Annotated in this window: 15 protein-coding genes; 7 read left to right on the forward strand and 8 right to left on the reverse strand. The window is 57.4% G+C overall.

Annotated elements, in window-relative coordinates; translation table 11 throughout:
* Window positions 1-307: 307 nt before the first annotated feature.
* The gene (gene purB / locus GS605_RS03155) at window positions 308-1612 is read right to left on the reverse strand and encodes an adenylosuccinate lyase (RefSeq protein ID WP_171228076.1); all 1305 of its coding nucleotides are present in this window, start codon (window positions 1610-1612) and stop codon (window positions 308-310) included.
* Window positions 1613-1700: 88 nt separating this feature from the next.
* Between purB and GS605_RS03160 the strand changes: the two genes are divergently transcribed.
* The 3 genes from GS605_RS03160 to GS605_RS03170 all read left to right on the forward strand — a co-directional run bounded on the left by GS605_RS03160 (window position 1701) and on the right by GS605_RS03170 (window position 3099).
* The gene (locus GS605_RS03160; protein ID WP_171723036.1) at window positions 1701-2033 is read left to right on the forward strand and encodes a hypothetical protein; all 333 of its coding nucleotides are present in this window, start codon (window positions 1701-1703) and stop codon (window positions 2031-2033) included.
* A 174-nt stretch (window positions 2034-2207) separates the two neighbouring features.
* The gene (locus GS605_RS03165; RefSeq protein ID WP_171204978.1) at window positions 2208-2768 is read left to right on the forward strand and encodes a hypothetical protein; all 561 of its coding nucleotides are present in this window, start codon (window positions 2208-2210) and stop codon (window positions 2766-2768) included.
* 10 nt (window positions 2769-2778) lie between these two features.
* The gene (locus tag GS605_RS03170; protein ID WP_171631445.1) at window positions 2779-3099 is read left to right on the forward strand and encodes a hypothetical protein; all 321 of its coding nucleotides are present in this window, start codon (window positions 2779-2781) and stop codon (window positions 3097-3099) included.
* Between the two features lie 30 nt (window positions 3100-3129).
* On the opposite strand, the gene GS605_RS03175 is transcribed toward GS605_RS03170, so the two are convergent.
* On the reverse strand, window positions 3130-4344 hold the full coding sequence (locus GS605_RS03175; RefSeq protein WP_171723037.1) for a bifunctional alpha/beta hydrolase/OsmC family protein: 1215 nt from the start codon (window positions 4342-4344) through the stop codon (window positions 3130-3132).
* 275 nt (window positions 4345-4619) lie between these two features.
* Here GS605_RS03175 and GS605_RS03180 point away from each other — a divergent pair, with 275 nt between their 5' ends.
* Entirely contained in the window at window positions 4620-4814 is a 195-nt protein-coding gene (locus GS605_RS03180; RefSeq protein ID WP_171631450.1) for a hypothetical protein, read from the forward strand.
* Between the two features lie 10 nt (window positions 4815-4824).
* Here the strand turns inward: GS605_RS03180 and dddP are convergent, their stop codons facing one another.
* A complete protein-coding gene (dddP, locus tag GS605_RS03185) occupies window positions 4825-6168 on the reverse strand; it encodes a dimethylsulfonioproprionate lyase DddP (protein WP_171723038.1) in 1344 nt (447 codons plus the stop codon).
* 123 nt (window positions 6169-6291) lie between these two features.
* Here dddP and GS605_RS03190 point away from each other — a divergent pair, with 123 nt between their 5' ends.
* Window positions 6292-7035: a DUF3445 domain-containing protein gene (locus tag GS605_RS03190; RefSeq protein WP_171723039.1), complete on the forward strand. Its 744-nt coding sequence runs from the start codon at window positions 6292-6294 to the stop codon at window positions 7033-7035.
* Between the two features lie 36 nt (window positions 7036-7071).
* Here the strand turns inward: GS605_RS03190 and GS605_RS03195 are convergent, their stop codons facing one another.
* The 5 genes from GS605_RS03195 to GS605_RS03215 form a co-directional block, all read right to left on the reverse strand.
* A complete protein-coding gene (locus GS605_RS03195; RefSeq protein ID WP_171723040.1) occupies window positions 7072-7980 on the reverse strand; it encodes a hypothetical protein in 909 nt (302 codons plus the stop codon).
* 197 nt (window positions 7981-8177) lie between these two features.
* Complete coding sequence (locus tag GS605_RS03200; protein ID WP_171631486.1) at window positions 8178-8966, reverse strand: lytic transglycosylase domain-containing protein; 789 nt, start codon at window positions 8964-8966, stop codon at window positions 8178-8180.
* A gap of 66 nt (window positions 8967-9032) precedes the next feature.
* Window positions 9033-9680, reverse strand: a complete 648-nt coding sequence (locus GS605_RS03205) for an MSMEG_1061 family FMN-dependent PPOX-type flavoprotein (RefSeq protein WP_171723041.1) — start codon at window positions 9678-9680, stop codon at window positions 9033-9035.
* Between the two features lie 126 nt (window positions 9681-9806).
* The gene (gene glnA, locus GS605_RS03210; protein ID WP_171631589.1) at window positions 9807-11213 is read right to left on the reverse strand and encodes a type I glutamate--ammonia ligase; all 1407 of its coding nucleotides are present in this window, start codon (window positions 11211-11213) and stop codon (window positions 9807-9809) included.
* Between the two features lie 41 nt (window positions 11214-11254).
* Window positions 11255-11593, reverse strand: coding sequence for a P-II family nitrogen regulator (locus GS605_RS03215; protein WP_152458342.1), 339 nt, complete (start codon window positions 11591-11593; stop codon window positions 11255-11257).
* Window positions 11594-11764: 171 nt separating this feature from the next.
* On the opposite strand from GS605_RS03215, the gene GS605_RS03220 reads away from it, so the two are divergent.
* On the forward strand, window positions 11765-13366 hold the full coding sequence (locus GS605_RS03220) for an NAD(P)H-hydrate dehydratase (protein WP_171723042.1): 1602 nt from the start codon (window positions 11765-11767) through the stop codon (window positions 13364-13366).
* 308 nt (window positions 13367-13674) lie between these two features.
* A complete protein-coding gene (locus GS605_RS03225; protein ID WP_171723043.1) occupies window positions 13675-14799 on the forward strand; it encodes a porin in 1125 nt (374 codons plus the stop codon).
* Window positions 14800-14884 lie beyond the last annotated feature (85 nt).

The following is a 14884-nucleotide window of genomic DNA, read 5'->3' on the forward strand; positions in this document are numbered from 1 at the left end:
GAACGGTTGCTTTTATTCACAAGTCGGACAGAAATTCGTCAGCTGTTGACCGATTTCGTGCAGCTTTGCGTTTCAGTGTCCCAGGTTGTGCCGGGTGCGCAGGATTGCGTCTGTTTGGAATGCCCGCTGCATGCAAGGCCGGCAGATGCCACACAAACAAGTGCAAGTGAGCAAAGAACGGTACGGATCATGGTGCCTCTCCCCAAAAATCATTCGCAGAATAACCGATTTCGGGCAGTCTGGCAAAAACAAGGCCCGGCCTGCGCATTGCAGACCGGGCCGTGTGAAGGCGGCGTCGAGACGTACCTTATTCGCCAAATACCCGGGCGAAGATCGTATCAACGTGTTTGGTGTGATAGCCGAGGTCGAATTTCTCTTCGATTTCTTCGGGGCTGAGCGCGGCCGTTACATCGGCATCCGCCAGCAGTTCCTGTTTGAAATCGGTGCGGTGTTCCCAAACCTTCAGCGCGTTGCGCTGGACCATGGCATAGGCGTCCTCACGGCTGACCCCTGCTTGGGTCAAGGCCAGAAGAACACGCTGGCTCATGACAAGACCGGGGAATTTGTTCATGTTTTCCAGCATGTTTTCGGGGAAGATCAGCATCTTGTCGATCACACCGGTCAGACGGGCCAGCGCAAAATCCAGTGTAATCGTGGCATCCGGTCCGATCATGCGCTCGACCGAGGAATGCGAGATGTCGCGTTCATGCCAGAGCGCGACATTCTCCATTGCCGGGATCACTGCCGCGCGTACCATGCGGGCCAGCCCGGTCAGGTTCTCGGTCAGTACCGGGTTTTTCTTGTGCGGCATGGCCGACGAACCTTTCTGGCCCATCGAGAAGAATTCTGCGCCCTCCAAAACCTCGGTCCGCTGCATGTGGCGGATTTCGATGGCGATGTTTTCGATGCTGCTGGCGATGACGCCAAGCGTCGCAAAGAAGGCCGCATGGCGATCACGCGGGATCACTTGGGTGCTGATCGGTTCGGGCACAAGGCCCAGTTTGTCACAGACATGTTCCTCGACGGCGGGATCGATATTGGCAAATGTGCCGACGGCGCCGCTGATGGCCCCGGTTGCGATTTCTGCGCGGGCGTCGCGCATACGGGACAGGTTGCGGTCCATCTCGGCGTAGAACCGGGCAAAGGTCAGGCCCATTGTCGTAGGCTCTGCGTGGATACCGTGGCTGCGGCCGATGCGAACGGTGTCCTTGTGTTCAAACGCACGGCGCTTGAGCGCTGCCAAAAGCCCTTCGAGATCGGCGATCAGAAGGTCCGCCGCGCGCGTCAGCTGGACGTTGAAGCAGGTGTCCAACACGTCTGAACTGGTCATGCCCTGGTGCACGAACCGGGCCTCTTCACTGCCGACATGTTCGGCGAGATGGGTCAGAAAGGCGATGACGTCATGCTTGGTTACGGCTTCGATCTCGTCGATACGGGCGACGTCGAATTCCACGTCCTTGGCTTTCCAAACGGCTTCTGCATTCTCGCGCGGGATCACGCCCAGATCGGCCATGGCATCGCAGGCATGCGCCTCGATTTCGTACCAGATGCGAAACTTGGTTTCGGGCGACCAAATGGCAACCATGTCAGGGCGGGAATAACGGGGAATCATTGGCGGCAGCACCTTTATGTGATTGGGATGAGGCGTTGGCGCGGGGTTTAGCCGCCTGTGCGCAAGGGAACAAGATGTGAGAGCAGGTATGAGACGGTTTGCCCTGATTTTCGCCCTTTGGCCGGGTGTTTCGACGGCCGGAGACTTCCAGAAACTGTCCGGAGAGGAAATCCTGTCAGCCTTGGCGGGCAAGAAGCTGGAATACGGCGCGGGTGTTTGGCAAGTTTTCGAAGCCAGCATGACCACGCAGTATTTCTCGGGCGGGCCCAGTATCGGGCGCTGGGCGGTGAGAGGGGATCAATACTGCTCGACATGGCCACCTGCCGATTTGTGGGCCTGCTACGACGTCTGGCGAAATGGGGACGCGATCCGTTTCGTTGATGATGCGGGCGGCCAGACCGTCGGGGTCTATGCGCAATAGATTTCATGTATTTGTCTGAAAAATTGGGGCGTGATGCTTGCAAGAGGCAGATGACACGTGCGGGGAAGGGAAATACCGGAACGCGGTTTTTCTGGGTCTTTGCAACGCAGTGCTGGACAAGTCGCGCTTTCAGCGGTCAAGCTGAGGGTGAAGAAATCATCAGGTTATTGAAATATGCGTTTATTATCATCTCCAATTCTTGCCGCTTGCGCCGCTGTCTGGCTGGGTGGGGCAGGATCAGCACTGGCCGACACACCGGTGACATATACCGAGGATGGTCGCGCCCTGTTTCGGTTCGACGTTCCAGATTTCTGGGTGCTGCGCACTGGCGGCCCGCGTGAGATCGAAGACACCGGGTTGGATGATCCGCGTGCGGTGGCTCGGGTCATGGGGCTGCGTCCCGTAACGGACGACAACGTCTGGATGGGGTTTGTTTCACCTTCAGGGGTTGCGACCATTCAGGATGGGGTCCGCTACTTGCAGGATATCGACAAGTTTCTGGTCAAAGACCCGACCCTAACCAGCACCAGCGACATCCGCATCGGCGGGTTGCCCGCCCGTGTCTTTCGGGGGACAGGGCGCCGCGATGGCAAGGGGGTGAACTTCACGGCCACTGTCATTGACTTGCCGCGCAACCGTGTCGCCATAGCTGTTGCCATCCTGCGGGATGGGGCAGACCCGGATTTCGCCGAAGACTTGAACGCCGTTTTCGCGTCGTTCCGGTCGCTTCTGTGAGGGGGGCAAGATGCGCATTGGACTGATTAAACGGATTTCCCTCGCATTGGGGCTGGGGGCCGCGACTTTGACGTTGTCGGCCTGTGACGGCGTAACGGTCGGCGTCGGATACGGGTATGACCCGTTCTATGACTCGATGCTGTGGAACGACTACTATCGCGATGTCGATGTGAATGTTGATATCAACCGCCCGGACCGCCCAGATCGACCCGTGCGTCCCGAGCGCCCGAATCCACCGGTTGCCAAACCTCCTGCGCGGCCGCGACCCCCGGTGGCCCGGCCACCTGCCGCGCGGCCACCGATCCATCGTCCGGCACCACGCCGCAGATAATCAAAAGGCCGCCTGTCCGGCGGCCTTCTCTCAGGTAAGAAGTTCGGTCGTGATATGCGCCGAGCCTTCAAGTGTCCGGTGAACCGGGCATTTGTCTGCGATTTCCAGCAGGCGCTGTTTTTGTTCCTGATCAAGCGGGCCGTTCAGGCGGATTTTGCGGCGGAACTGATCCACTTTGCCTTCATTCGCCAAACCGGCATCCTGAGCATGAACTTTGTCATGGCAGACATCGACGCTGACACTGGTCAGCGGCCATTTTTTGCGGCGCGCATACATCCTTATCGTCATGGACGTGCAGGCGCCGAGGCCGGATGAGACAAAGCCATAAGGCGACATGCCCTTATCCGTGCCGCCATAAGAGGCAGGCTCATCTGCAACGGCATGATGGTGCGGGCCTGCCTGAATATCCTGCATGAAGCCATTCGGATCCGCTTCTGTTACGCGAACGACACCTTCCGGCGCACCCGGGGGCGGCGCGGGTGGACAAAGTTTCAGATAGCGCGAAACCCAAGCCGAGATGACATCCGCGGCATATTCAGCATCAGAGGCCCGTGTGATCAGGTGATCGGCATCGTCGAGGGTGACGAAGCTTTTTGGGTGCTTTGCAGCCAGAAAGATGGTGCTTGCGTTGTCGATACTGACCGTTTCGTCCCGAGGAGCGTGCAGGATCAGCAAAGCGGCCTTGAGATCAGCGATCGAGGCAGACAGGGCCGACCCCGCAATGTCGTCCACAAACGCTTTGCCAATTCGAAACGGGCGCCCGCCCAAGGTGACCTCGGCGCTGCCCTCCTGTTCGATCTGGGGCAGGGCTTCCTCGAAATGATGGGACACGTGGCCGGGATCCGCCGGTGCGCCCAAGGTGACCACGGCCTTGACCGTCGGAATTCCGGCACGCGCCCGCAAAACCGCCGCGCCGCCAAGCGAGTGACCGATCAGCAGGGCAGGGGCCATGTTTCGTCCGGCCAGATATTGCGCGGCCGAGATCAGGTCCTCGACATTCGACGTGAAGGTCGTGTTGGCGAATTCTCCTTTGGAATGACCCAGGCCGGTAAAGTCGAACCGAAGCACTGCAATTCCCATGGCCGCAAGGCGGGCCGAAATGCGCCGGGCCGCAGGTATGTCCTTGGAACAGGTGAAGCAATGGGCAAACAGGGCCGTCGCAAGGACCGGTCCATCCGGCAAATCCAGCCGCGCGGCCAATTGGCTGCCGTCATGTCCGGCAAAAGTGATGCGTTCCGTGGGCATGTCGGCTCCTTGAACGGTTCGGGGAAACATCCCCAATACTGTGGTCAAGCCCGCCGGGTCACAACCCTTATGTCAAACGCGTCACGGGAAGGTGAGAACCAAGCGAGCGCCTTGCAATCCGAAAGATGCCCCGGGCGGTGACAGGCGCGGCCGCTATTTTGGGTGTGGTCGACGTGTCATCAATATTTGTGATAATACATGAAACAAACATTCGTTTCACTTATGTTGCAATCAAGCCCATCTACGGCCTACAGCAATTGATAAAGGAGACGCAGATGGCACATGCAGACGTTGCCGCACATCTTCCAAAGATACTACCCAGTACAGTCATGGCGATTGTTCTGGCTGGCCTCGTGGGTTTTGCCGTCGGGCAATCCCGGCCCGCAGTTTTCAGCGGGCCGCAGGCTCAGGTAAGTCCAACTGTCGAAGACTGGCACGGCAACGTGCGCCGGTCTCATTGGTCAGAATGAGGCGCCGGCCTCACTCGAGCCCCATCAACCGGGCATCGAAGGGGTATTTCGTCAGGTTCTCATATCCGTCTTCGGTTATGAGAACCTGATCCTCCAGCTTGATGCTGAAATCGCCACCCACTTCGCCCACGCAGGCTTCGACACACAAGACCATTCCGGGTTCCAGCGGATAATCGTAGGCCCCTTCAACCGCCTTGTCCGGATAAGCAACCAACGGCCATTCATCGCAAAGGCCGACGCCGTGCATCAGGCAGCCATATTTCTGCGCCTGGAACTTCTTGTCCAGCCGGTGGGAATTTGCGGTCAGTTCAGGGATCATCACGCCGGGCTTGAGCATCTCCATATTGGTCATGATGTGTTCATGGGCGTGCTGCATGGCATAGATCATGTCCTCGCGCGGCTTCTGATCGCCGATCCACCAACTGCGAGAAATATCGATGCAAATCCCGTAAGAACCAATCAGGTCAGTGTCGAACGAGATGATCTCGTTCTGCTGGGTGATCCGCGGGCCGCATTCCTGAAACCACGGGTTGGTCCGCTGGCCCGAAGCCAGCAGACGGGTTTCGATCCACTCACCGCCACGCCTGATGTTTTCGGCGTGAAGAACAGCCCAGATATCATCTTCCGAGGTCTTGCCGTCGCCGACATTGGCACGGGCAAACCGTTCCATTTCGGCAACCGCAGTTTCGCAGGCATGGCTGGCGCAGCGCATGGCCAGGATTTCGTCGGGCCCTTTGACGGCGCGGGTCTTCTCGGTCAGCTCTTCGCCTTCCATGATGTCGAACCCCTGCGCCTCGAGCGCGCGCAATCCGTGCAGCATGATCTTGTCGACGGCCAGGCGCATGTTGCCGCCGCCGTGTTCTTCGATCAGTACGCGTACTTCGTTCGAGAACACATCTGCGGCCACGTCAACCTTGTCGCCCCGGTCGAAGTAGAACAGGTCAGCGCCCGAGCGCTGCTCGCGCACAAGCGGGTTGAAGGTGCTGAGGAAGGGGGAGTTCTTGTAATCCCAGATCACCATATAGCCATCCGCACACAGCAGAACCGCCCGAAACGGATTGTGGGTGTTCCACAGCTGCATATTCGTGCTGTCGGTGGCATAGCGGATATTCAGCGGGTCAAAAATCAGCAAGCCGCCATAGCCGCGGTCCACAATGGCCTGTGTCAGCCTCTTCCAGCGGTGTTCCCGCATCCGTGCCAGATTGGGAAGTTCCAGCCCCGCAGCGGCCCACTCGTCAAACGCAAGCTGCGTCGGCCCAATCTCGATCCGGTCATTTTCGTTCGGCGTACCATCGCCCAATGTCGTGCCGCGGCTGGGGTCAATCTTGCGCGTGTCTCGATAGTGCTGGTTCATGGCTGGCCTCATTGCTTGTTCCAATTACAATTCATCCGCCACAACCAATCGTCTGAGAAAAATGCGACGGCGAGGTTGTCGTTTTCGACCGACAAGAAAAGTTGCGCATGCTAAGCCTCCAGCATGACTCGTATTCTGCAAAACAAGATTCCGTATGATGTCGAAAGCCCACGCGTTTTGCCGGGTATTCAACCGGCAACCATGGAAAGCTGGCTAGATCAGGATGAGGCTTTTGCTGACCAGATGCGGCGCCGCGAAGAAATTCTGGCTGAGCGGCGCGACGATGTTCTTGCGCTTGATCCTGGGGCCAAACCTGCCGCGCAAGAGTTGCTGGATCTGGTGTTGACACAGACATATCCCACGGCCGGGGCAGAGGCCGCAAGGCCGGATGGCGTATCCGTCGCGATCGATCGGGATTGTCCGCTTGATACGCTGTGCAGGCTGGTACAAGAGGACTTCTGCATCCTTCAGAAACGGGGAAATGAGCATGTTCTGACGGGTGCCATCCTGTGTTTCCCTGCCAGTTGGCGCCTGTCCGAGAAATTCATGCGACCGTTGATTGATATCCACGTGCCCGTGGAAAGCTATGACGCCAATGTCGCGAAACGGGTGCAGAGGCTATTCGACGGTATTCAACCCGGTCGCCCGCTGTGGCGCTTCAACGCCCTGTGGTACGAAGACCCGGAGCTGTTCCAGCCTCGCAGTGCAAGTGAGCCGCGCAAAATACGGGACCGGCGTCAAGCGTCTTATCTGCGAAGCGAGCGGCAGACGCTATTGCGTTTGCCGAAAACCAACGCGGTCGTGTTTTCCATCCACACATACGTTCTGGCCGCAAACGCGATCCCACAAACGGAAAACCCCGCCTGATGGCGGGGCCTCCTAGGAGGGTCTTCGATAATTCCTTTACATGCCCAAGGCGCCCGCTACATCGGCCAACGCGTTGCTGGCGTTCAGTGCGACAATGGCAAATGTGAATACAAGCACCTGTGTGTTCAGGCGGAAATCTTCGCCCCGGATCAGATTGACTGCGGCCATCGATACGGCAATTGGCGCTGAAATGCTGGCTAGAACTCCGGTCAAGCACCAACTGCTGAGCCGCAGGATGTCGCTTGGCTTGTCATCATCCGCGATGGAAGCGCCTGCGTCCTTCTGGGTGGGCAGGTCTACCTCGTCGCTTCGGAACGCGATGCTGAGCAATTGTTCGTCCGTCAGTTGAATTGGACGCGCGGCAGGAGTGTGTAAGGCAGTGATCGTGTCATCCTGTTCAGACTGCTGCATCCCGGCGAACTGTCCGGTCAGTGATTGAAAGATCTGCTTTCGATCCCGGCTTGTTCGGCTTGGTGTCAGGGTGTCAAAGGCGCTCATGAAGTGCTCGACAGTAAGAACCGTGTGTGGCGACAACCATTCAACCCGCCGGGTCGAACAGATATCGACCATGCGATACAGAGTGACCACCAGCATCAGTTCCGAAATCTCGGCGTCGTCCAAAAGTGGCGAGACTGGCGTTATTGTCAGTACCAACCTGTTTTGTGGATGTGACACGCGGGGCTTTGTTATGGTTTTCAACCCCGCAGCGCGATCCATGCGCTCGTATCGGTCCTGCTGTCCGGAGGTGCCTGTATCCAGAGTCATCCGCACAAGATACTGGCTCGAGACGATGCTGGCCTCGGTCGCGCTGAGCAGGGCCTTGCGCTCGACCAGATGACCGTAGTCTTCCAGCGTCGTGGCGACGATCGTTCCAAAGCGCTCTATCGCGCCAGTTGCGTCGCCATCAAATTGCAGGCCGCCATGGTAGCTGTGCTTCCGAGCCACTGCCCTGTCCTTTTTTACATTCTGTCAGCCAAAGGTTAGCACCCCTTCTTGCAGAGAATTTGGCAAAAAATGCAAAAAAGTGAAATTTACCGGCGATTGGTTACGCTTTGGAAACCAAGCAACCAAAGGCTTTTGTTTGTCACTGTGGCGGAAATGTGGCGAAATTGGGCGCAGTGCGTGTTGTCGGTGCGGCGGGGCTAATTGTCGATTCGGGCAGCCATTATTGCGATGGATTGCTGATAGACAGAGGCTGCATTCCACTGCTGCAAGACGCGAAAATTTGGTTCTCCGGGTTGATAGCCGCGTCCCGGTTTCCACCCTTTCTGGCGAAGGAAATTGGCGGTTGAGGCCAATGCATCCGTCATGTTGTAGAAGTCCACGCGCCGGTCGCCCGTAGCATCGACACCATAGGTCAGGGCGTTGCCTGGCAGGAATTGCGTGTGGCCCAGTTCGCCATGTTTTGCCCCTTTTGTCGACATTGTGATACTGCCCATGTCGACCAGTTTCAGTGCCCCAATTGCGTGGGGAATAAAGAACTCTGACCGGCGACAATCATAGGCCAATGTTGTGATTGCGGAAACAACCTGACTGTCGCCCATGAAATTGCCAAAGCCGGTTTCCATGCCGTGAATGGCGATCAAAACGCCCGCAGGAACACCATATTGCCGCTCAAAGGCGGCATAATAGTTCGGGTTGGCGGCTTTGCGTTTGCGCCCCTGTGCGACGATTGTATCAGCGCCTCGGACTCGCATGAATTTGTCCAGCGAGTATTTGAAGCTTTTTTGATTGCGGTCTGCGGCGATGGTGCGCGTGGCATATTGTGTCTGGGACAGCGCTTGCAGACCTTTCTTTTTCACCCCCGCCTTGCGTGCCTGTTTGGCAAAATCGGCCTTCCATGCCTCAAATCCAGCGCTGGTGTTGCCACAGGGTGCGGCCAGAACCGGGGACGTCAGGGAAAGGGCAAGAATGGTGGCAAGTCGAAACATGGGCGTAATCCGATGGAATTGAAATCTGCGGTTAGCCTAGCGTGGGCTGCGTCTTGGGCAAAGCGGTTAATAAAGGTCCAGCTCGCCCTTTTTTCTGAGCGTTTCGAACCATTCCTCTGGGGTGGCATTGATGCGGGCGTGTTTCACCATCATCGCATTCATATTTGGCAGATGGGTCGAATCCGGCCAGTCTTTGGGTTGCCACAGATGTGCGCGGATTACACATTTGGGACAGTGTGCAAATGCTGTCGCGACATGGATGAGCAGCGCCAGTTTGGGCGGGTGCCCGTCAATGGCCATGGTTTCAAGCAAACGGGTGTCAGCACAGATACGGGCTGTGCCGCGAATGCGGAGCGTTTCCATCTTGCCCGGAACAAAGAACAGGACGCTGACGCGCGGATCCTTGAGAACATTGTGAAACGTATCCACGCGTTTGTTTCCCGGCCGATCCGGGACTGCGATCAGGGTATCGGACAGCACCTGAACAAAGCCGGGCGGGTCGCCACGGGGTGACACATCAAGATGCCCATCCGTGTTGGCCGAAGCGATCAGGCAAAACGGCGAGGTCGCTATGAAATCGCGACACATCTGATCGAGAGAGGACACCTCCTTGGCGGTGATCTGCGGCAGCGGATGGCCAGAGATCCTCCTCAGCTCCTGTTCGGATGTCACAAGGTTTGAGAATTTCGAGAAAGGTGAGGTATCGCAAGGCATGCTGTCGTCTCCGGTCGGGAGTGTTCTCACCAGTCTGTTGGATCAACGACGGCGCGTCAAACCGTGTGGGCAGACATGACGAGGGCGCCCGAAGGGGCGCCCTGCCAAATCGTTTCCGTACTCAGCTTAGCAGCTGTAGTACATGCCGTACTCTACCGGGTGCGGCGTGTGCTCGTAGGTTTCCACCTCTTCCATCTTGAGCGCGATGTAGCCGTCAATCTGGTCTTTGGTGAACACATCGCCCTGAAGCAGGAAGTCGTGATCGGATGCCAGAGCCTCCAGAGCCTCACGCAGGCTGCCGCAGACGGTCGGGATGTCGGCCAGTTCCTCGGCGGGCAAGTCGTACAGGTTCTTGTCCATCGCCTCGCCGGGGTTGATCTTGTTCTTGATGCCATCAAGACCAGCCATGAGCAGGGCGGCAAACGCCAGATAGGGGTTGGCGGCCGGATCGGGGAAGCGCGCCTCGACACGTTTGGCTTTGGGGCTTTCAGTCCATGGGATACGCACACAACCCGAACGGTTACGTGCCGAATAGGCCCGCAGAACGGGGGCTTCGAAACCTGGGATCAGACGCTTGTAGCTGTTGGTTGCCGGGTTGGTGAAGGCGTTCAGGGTCTTGGCGTGTTTCAGAATGCCGCCGATGAAGTACAGCGCCTCGTCCGACAGGTCGGCATACTTGTCGCCGGCGAACAGGGGCTTGCCATCTTTCCAGATCGACATGTTCACATGCATGCCGGTGCCGTTGTCACCCGCGATCGGCTTGGGCATGAAAGTGGCCGACTTGCCGTAGGCGTGTGCCACGTTGTGGATGACGTACTTGTATTTTTGCAGCTCGTCGGCCTGCTTGGTCAGGCTGTCGAAGATCAGGCCCAGCTCGTGCTGACAGGATGCAACCTCGTGGTGGTGCTTGTCGACCTTCATGCCCAGACGTTTCATGGTCGACAGCATTTCCGAGCGCAGGTCCTGGGCTTCGTCGATGGGGTTGACCGGGAAGTAGCCGCCCTTGACGCCCGGGCGATGGCCCATGTTGCCCATCTCATATTCGGTGTCGGTGTTCCACGACGCATCCGTTGCATCAACTTCGAAGGATACCTTGTTGATGCTGTTGGAAAAACGAACGTCATCGAACAGGAAGAATTCAGCTTCGGGACCCATATAGGCAACGTCACCGATACCGCTGGACTTCAGGTAGGCTTCGGCTTTCTGCGCGGTTCCGCGCGGGTCGCGGCCATAGGCTTCACCGGTGTCGGGCTCAACGATCGAGCAGTGCAGACACAGTGTCTTTTCCGCATAAAACGGGTCGATGTAAGCCGAGGTCGTGTCGGCGATCAGTTTCATGTCCGAGTTTTCGATCGACTTCCAGCCCGCAATGGACGAGCCGTCAAACATGAAGCCTTCTTCCAGGAAGTCTTCGTCGACCAGATCGACGTCCACCGTGACGTGTTGCAGCTTGCCGCGCACGTCGGTGAAGCGGATGTCGACATAGGCGACGTCTTCTTCGCGGATTGTATTGAGAACTGCGTCTACGCTCATTCCCTTTGTCCTTTTGATAGATGTGTCAGTAATCGTGTGAGTTAGAGCGCTTCCGAGCCGGTCTCACCGGTCCGGATGCGAATGGCCTGGTCGACGGGCGAGACGAAAATCTTGCCGTCTCCGATCTTGTCGGTTTTGGCGGCCGATACGATGGCTTCGATCGCGGCGTCGACCTGGTCGTCGTCCAATACGACCTCGACTTTAACCTTGGGCAGAAAATCGACGACATACTCGGCGCCGCGATACAGTTCGGTATGGCCTTTCTGGCGACCGAAGCCTTTGACCTCGATGACGCTGAGGCCCTGGACGCCCACATCCTGCAAGGCCTCTTTTACTTCGTCCAGTTTGAACGGCTTGATGATCGCTTCGATCTTTTTCATCCCGGTTCACCTTGAATGGTTGTCTCAGGGGCAGTGATCACGTCTAAGATCGGGCGGCAATGTGATTGCGATATCGTGCAGGTCGGGATGCTTGGAAAAACGGTTGGGTGCTAATTTTTGAGCGACTTGCACAAAAAGTAATCAAAACTGAATCAGGCGCGGGGTGAAAGGATGGAATTGCTGACAGCGGCACAGATGCGGGCCATTGAGCAGGCCGCCATCAAGTCTGGTGACGTGACCGGTCTGGAACTGATGGAGCGGGCCGGCCAGGGTGTTGTTGACGCGATTTTCGAAGAATGGCCCATGTTGGACAGGCGAGGGGCCAGCCCCTCGCGCTCCCCGGGATATTTAGGGCCAGATGAAGAGGATCCGCTGCGCGCAGTGGTGCTGTGCGGACCGGGCAACAATGGGGGTGACGGGTTTGTCGTGGCGCGGCTTTTGCAGAAGCAGGGGTGGGCGGTTGAGGTGTTCCTGTATGGAGACCCGCAAAAGCTGCCACCGGATGCGCGGGTGAATTATGAGAGATGGCGGGCAAAGAACGAGGTTCGCGTCTTCGCTGTCGACTCCGCCCCGTTGGCGGACGATTTTCTTGGGTTTCCAAAGAGCATTGATCTGGTTGTCGACGGGGCTTTTGGCACGGGTCTCACCCGGCCATTTGCAGGGGCGTTTTCCATGTTGGCCAATGCGCCGGTCAGAGACCTGCTGCGAGATCTAGGCGTAAAGGTCGTTTCAATTGACGCGCCGAGCGGCTTGTGCGCCGACAGTGGTCGCATTCTTGGTCAGGCGATAGTTGCAGACATGACGGTGACGTTTCACAGTAAAAAGCTTGGGCATGTTCTGGGCGATGGTCCGGTGACCTGCGGGACGGTCCGAACCAAGTCGATCGGGCTTGAACCACTGGAAGACGGTCAGATCGTTCACACGACCGAGGCTGACGGGGTGAAGCTTTCGAAAGTTTCGGTTGGCCACAAATACTCACACGGTCATGCTTTGATCCTGTCCGGGGGGGCGGGCAAAACAGGGGCCGCGCGTTTGGCGGCGCGGGGGGCTTTGCGGGTTGGAGCGGGGTTGGTGACGCTGGGTGTGCCGCCGTCTGCGCAGATGGAGGTTGCCAGCCAGATCACGGCCCTCATGTTGCAGCGGGTTGATGGGGCTGATGGATTGTCTGAAATACTTGAGGATACGCGCCTGAATGCGCTCTGCCTGGGGCCTGCGCTGGGATTCGAGCGGGCGCGGGCGCTCGTGTCGATTGTCCTAGCTGCACGGCGGGCGACCGTGTTGGATGCGGATGCTTTGTCAGCTTTTGCCGAGGATCCCGGCGCCCTGATCGCGCGATTGCACGACAAATGCGTACTGACACCGCATGGCGGGGAATTTGCACGGGTATTCCCGGACATTGCCGCGCAGATGAACGCGCAACCGGCCAAAGGCCCGGCGTTTTCCAAGGTGGACGCAACGCGTGCTGCTGCAAAACGGGCTGGGTGCGTAGTTCTGTTCAAGGGCCCGGACACGGTGATCGCTGTGCCGGATGGCCGGTGCGTGGTTAACTTGGCCGTATACGAAAGAGCGGCCCCATGGTTGGCGACGGCCGGGTCCGGTGATGTGCTGGCAGGGTTCATCGCAGGTTTGTTGGCGCGAGGTTTGCCACCAATGCGGTCGGCGGAAACTGCGGCGTGGCTGCATGTGGAATGTGCGCGCCAGTTCGGGCCGGGTTTGATCGCGGAAGATTTGCCGGAACAGGTGCCGGAGGTTTTCAGAAAGTTGAATATTTGAGTTTGTTGGGCGTGGAACGGCTCAATTCACGGCGAGTCGGCGGAAATCCGCCGTCAAGGTTCGCATCAATGCAGACCGAATGTTTGCCAGATGCATAGCTGGACGTCACAATTTATTTGCACACTGTGCTTTGGATCTTCGAATGGATTTGTAACCGTATGAAATAAAATGAAAAATAACCAATTTTTCGATATGCCATGTTGCGAATTTGCAATGCTTGCGAGGGAGTGAATGCGGGCCACTGGAACGCTCGCATTTCGTAAACAATTGGACAGTACCTGAAACCCGAACCTTTCATGGTGAGTGAAATGACCCTTAACATCAAACCGATATCAATAGCCGCTGTTCTGACTGCGACGACCACCATCCCGGCTGTGGCGGAAATGAAGTACGAAAACAATAGTGGCGGATATGTACTGTTGTATGGACAGCTGCACCCCGCCTTGATCTCGGTGGATGACGGACAGGATACCGAGACCCGTGTTCTCGACAACGATCTGTCAAACAGCCGTGTTGGCCTGCGTCTTGTGCAGCCATATGGAAGCAACGAATTCCAGTTTTGGTTCGAAACAGGCCTTGGCCTGCCGGGTTCGGCGTCTGCCGATCAATTCGGAACCAACGCAGATGGATGGAATCGCGAAGACATTCGCCATGTGGACTTCTCGTTGAAAGGTGGCTACGGCAAGTTTTCGGCAGGTCAGGGCAGCATGGTCGCCGATGGCGCCGCAGAGGTTGATCTGTCATATGTCGGAACCGCGCTGTATTCGTTTACCAACGATGAAAATGCAGGGTTCTTCTATCGCGACACGACCGGAATGCTGAGCGGTATTACGGTGGGTGACAGTTCCAGCAACTTTGACGGCGCGCGGCGTGGTCGTGTGCGGTATGATACGCCGTCGTTCAATGGGTTCTCCGCCGGATTCGCTTACGGTCAGAACATTTTGTCCAGCAGCGACGACGACGACTATTATGACGTCGGTCTGTTTTACGAAAACACTTTTGCCGGTGGTGTGGAGTTCGCTGCAGCCGTTGCCTATTCGGTAAGAGACCGGGATAACAATTCGGGGGATCGCAAAGATACGATCGGTTCTGCTTCTGTCCTGCTTCCCAGTGGCCTGGGCTTTACGATTGCGGGCGGTACGCGCGACGATGATCAGGCCGGTGCCACGGATCCGAACTATTGGTACGGTAAGATCTCGTACGAAGGCAACTGGGTGTCCTGGGGCAAGACTGGCGTCGGTATCGACTATTATGATGGCTCGGATTTCCAGAGCAACGGTTCTGACACCAAAGCCTGGGGTATCGCGGTCGTGCAGAAAGTCGAACCGATCAACACGGATGTCTATCTGAAATACCGCAACCACGATTTCGATGACGGCACATCCTTTGACAACAACGAGGCATGGGTTCTGGGCGCACGCTGGAAGTTCTGATTGCCCGGCTGGAACAAGCGCGAACGCCCCGGTTTCCGGGGCGTTCTTTTTTGCGGTTTTGGCGATCAAATACCACTGGATTCAG

Source organism: Ruegeria sp. HKCCD7559, from assembly GCF_013110575.1.
In the GTDB taxonomy this organism is placed as follows: Bacteria; Pseudomonadota; Alphaproteobacteria; order Rhodobacterales; family Rhodobacteraceae; genus Ruegeria.

Coding starts and splice junctions, on each gene's coding strand:
- dddP (WP_171723038.1), bottom strand. CDS start 6,168: ATGAACCAGCACTATCGAGACACGCGCAAGATTGACCCCAGCCGCGGC.
- purB (WP_171228076.1), bottom strand. CDS start 1,612: ATGATTCCCCGTTATTCCCGCCCTGACATGGTTGCCATTTGGTCGCCC.
- GS605_RS03190 (WP_171723039.1), top strand. CDS start 6,292: ATGACTCGTATTCTGCAAAACAAGATTCCGTATGATGTCGAAAGCCCA.
- GS605_RS03170 (WP_171631445.1), top strand. CDS start 2,779: ATGCGCATTGGACTGATTAAACGGATTTCCCTCGCATTGGGGCTGGGG.
- GS605_RS03220 (WP_171723042.1), top strand. CDS start 11,765: ATGGAATTGCTGACAGCGGCACAGATGCGGGCCATTGAGCAGGCCGCC.
- GS605_RS03165 (WP_171204978.1), top strand. CDS start 2,208: ATGCGTTTATTATCATCTCCAATTCTTGCCGCTTGCGCCGCTGTCTGG.
- GS605_RS03175 (WP_171723037.1), bottom strand. CDS start 4,344: ATGCCCACGGAACGCATCACTTTTGCCGGACATGACGGCAGCCAATTG.
- GS605_RS03160 (WP_171723036.1), top strand. CDS start 1,701: ATGAGACGGTTTGCCCTGATTTTCGCCCTTTGGCCGGGTGTTTCGACG.
- GS605_RS03225 (WP_171723043.1), top strand. CDS start 13,675: ATGACCCTTAACATCAAACCGATATCAATAGCCGCTGTTCTGACTGCG.
- glnA (WP_171631589.1), bottom strand. CDS start 11,213: ATGAGCGTAGACGCAGTTCTCAATACAATCCGCGAAGAAGACGTCGCC.
- GS605_RS03205 (WP_171723041.1), bottom strand. CDS start 9,680: ATGCCTTGCGATACCTCACCTTTCTCGAAATTCTCAAACCTTGTGACA.
- GS605_RS03200 (WP_171631486.1), bottom strand. CDS start 8,966: ATGTTTCGACTTGCCACCATTCTTGCCCTTTCCCTGACGTCCCCGGTT.
- GS605_RS03215 (WP_152458342.1), bottom strand. CDS start 11,593: ATGAAAAAGATCGAAGCGATCATCAAGCCGTTCAAACTGGACGAAGTA.
- GS605_RS03180 (WP_171631450.1), top strand. CDS start 4,620: ATGGCACATGCAGACGTTGCCGCACATCTTCCAAAGATACTACCCAGT.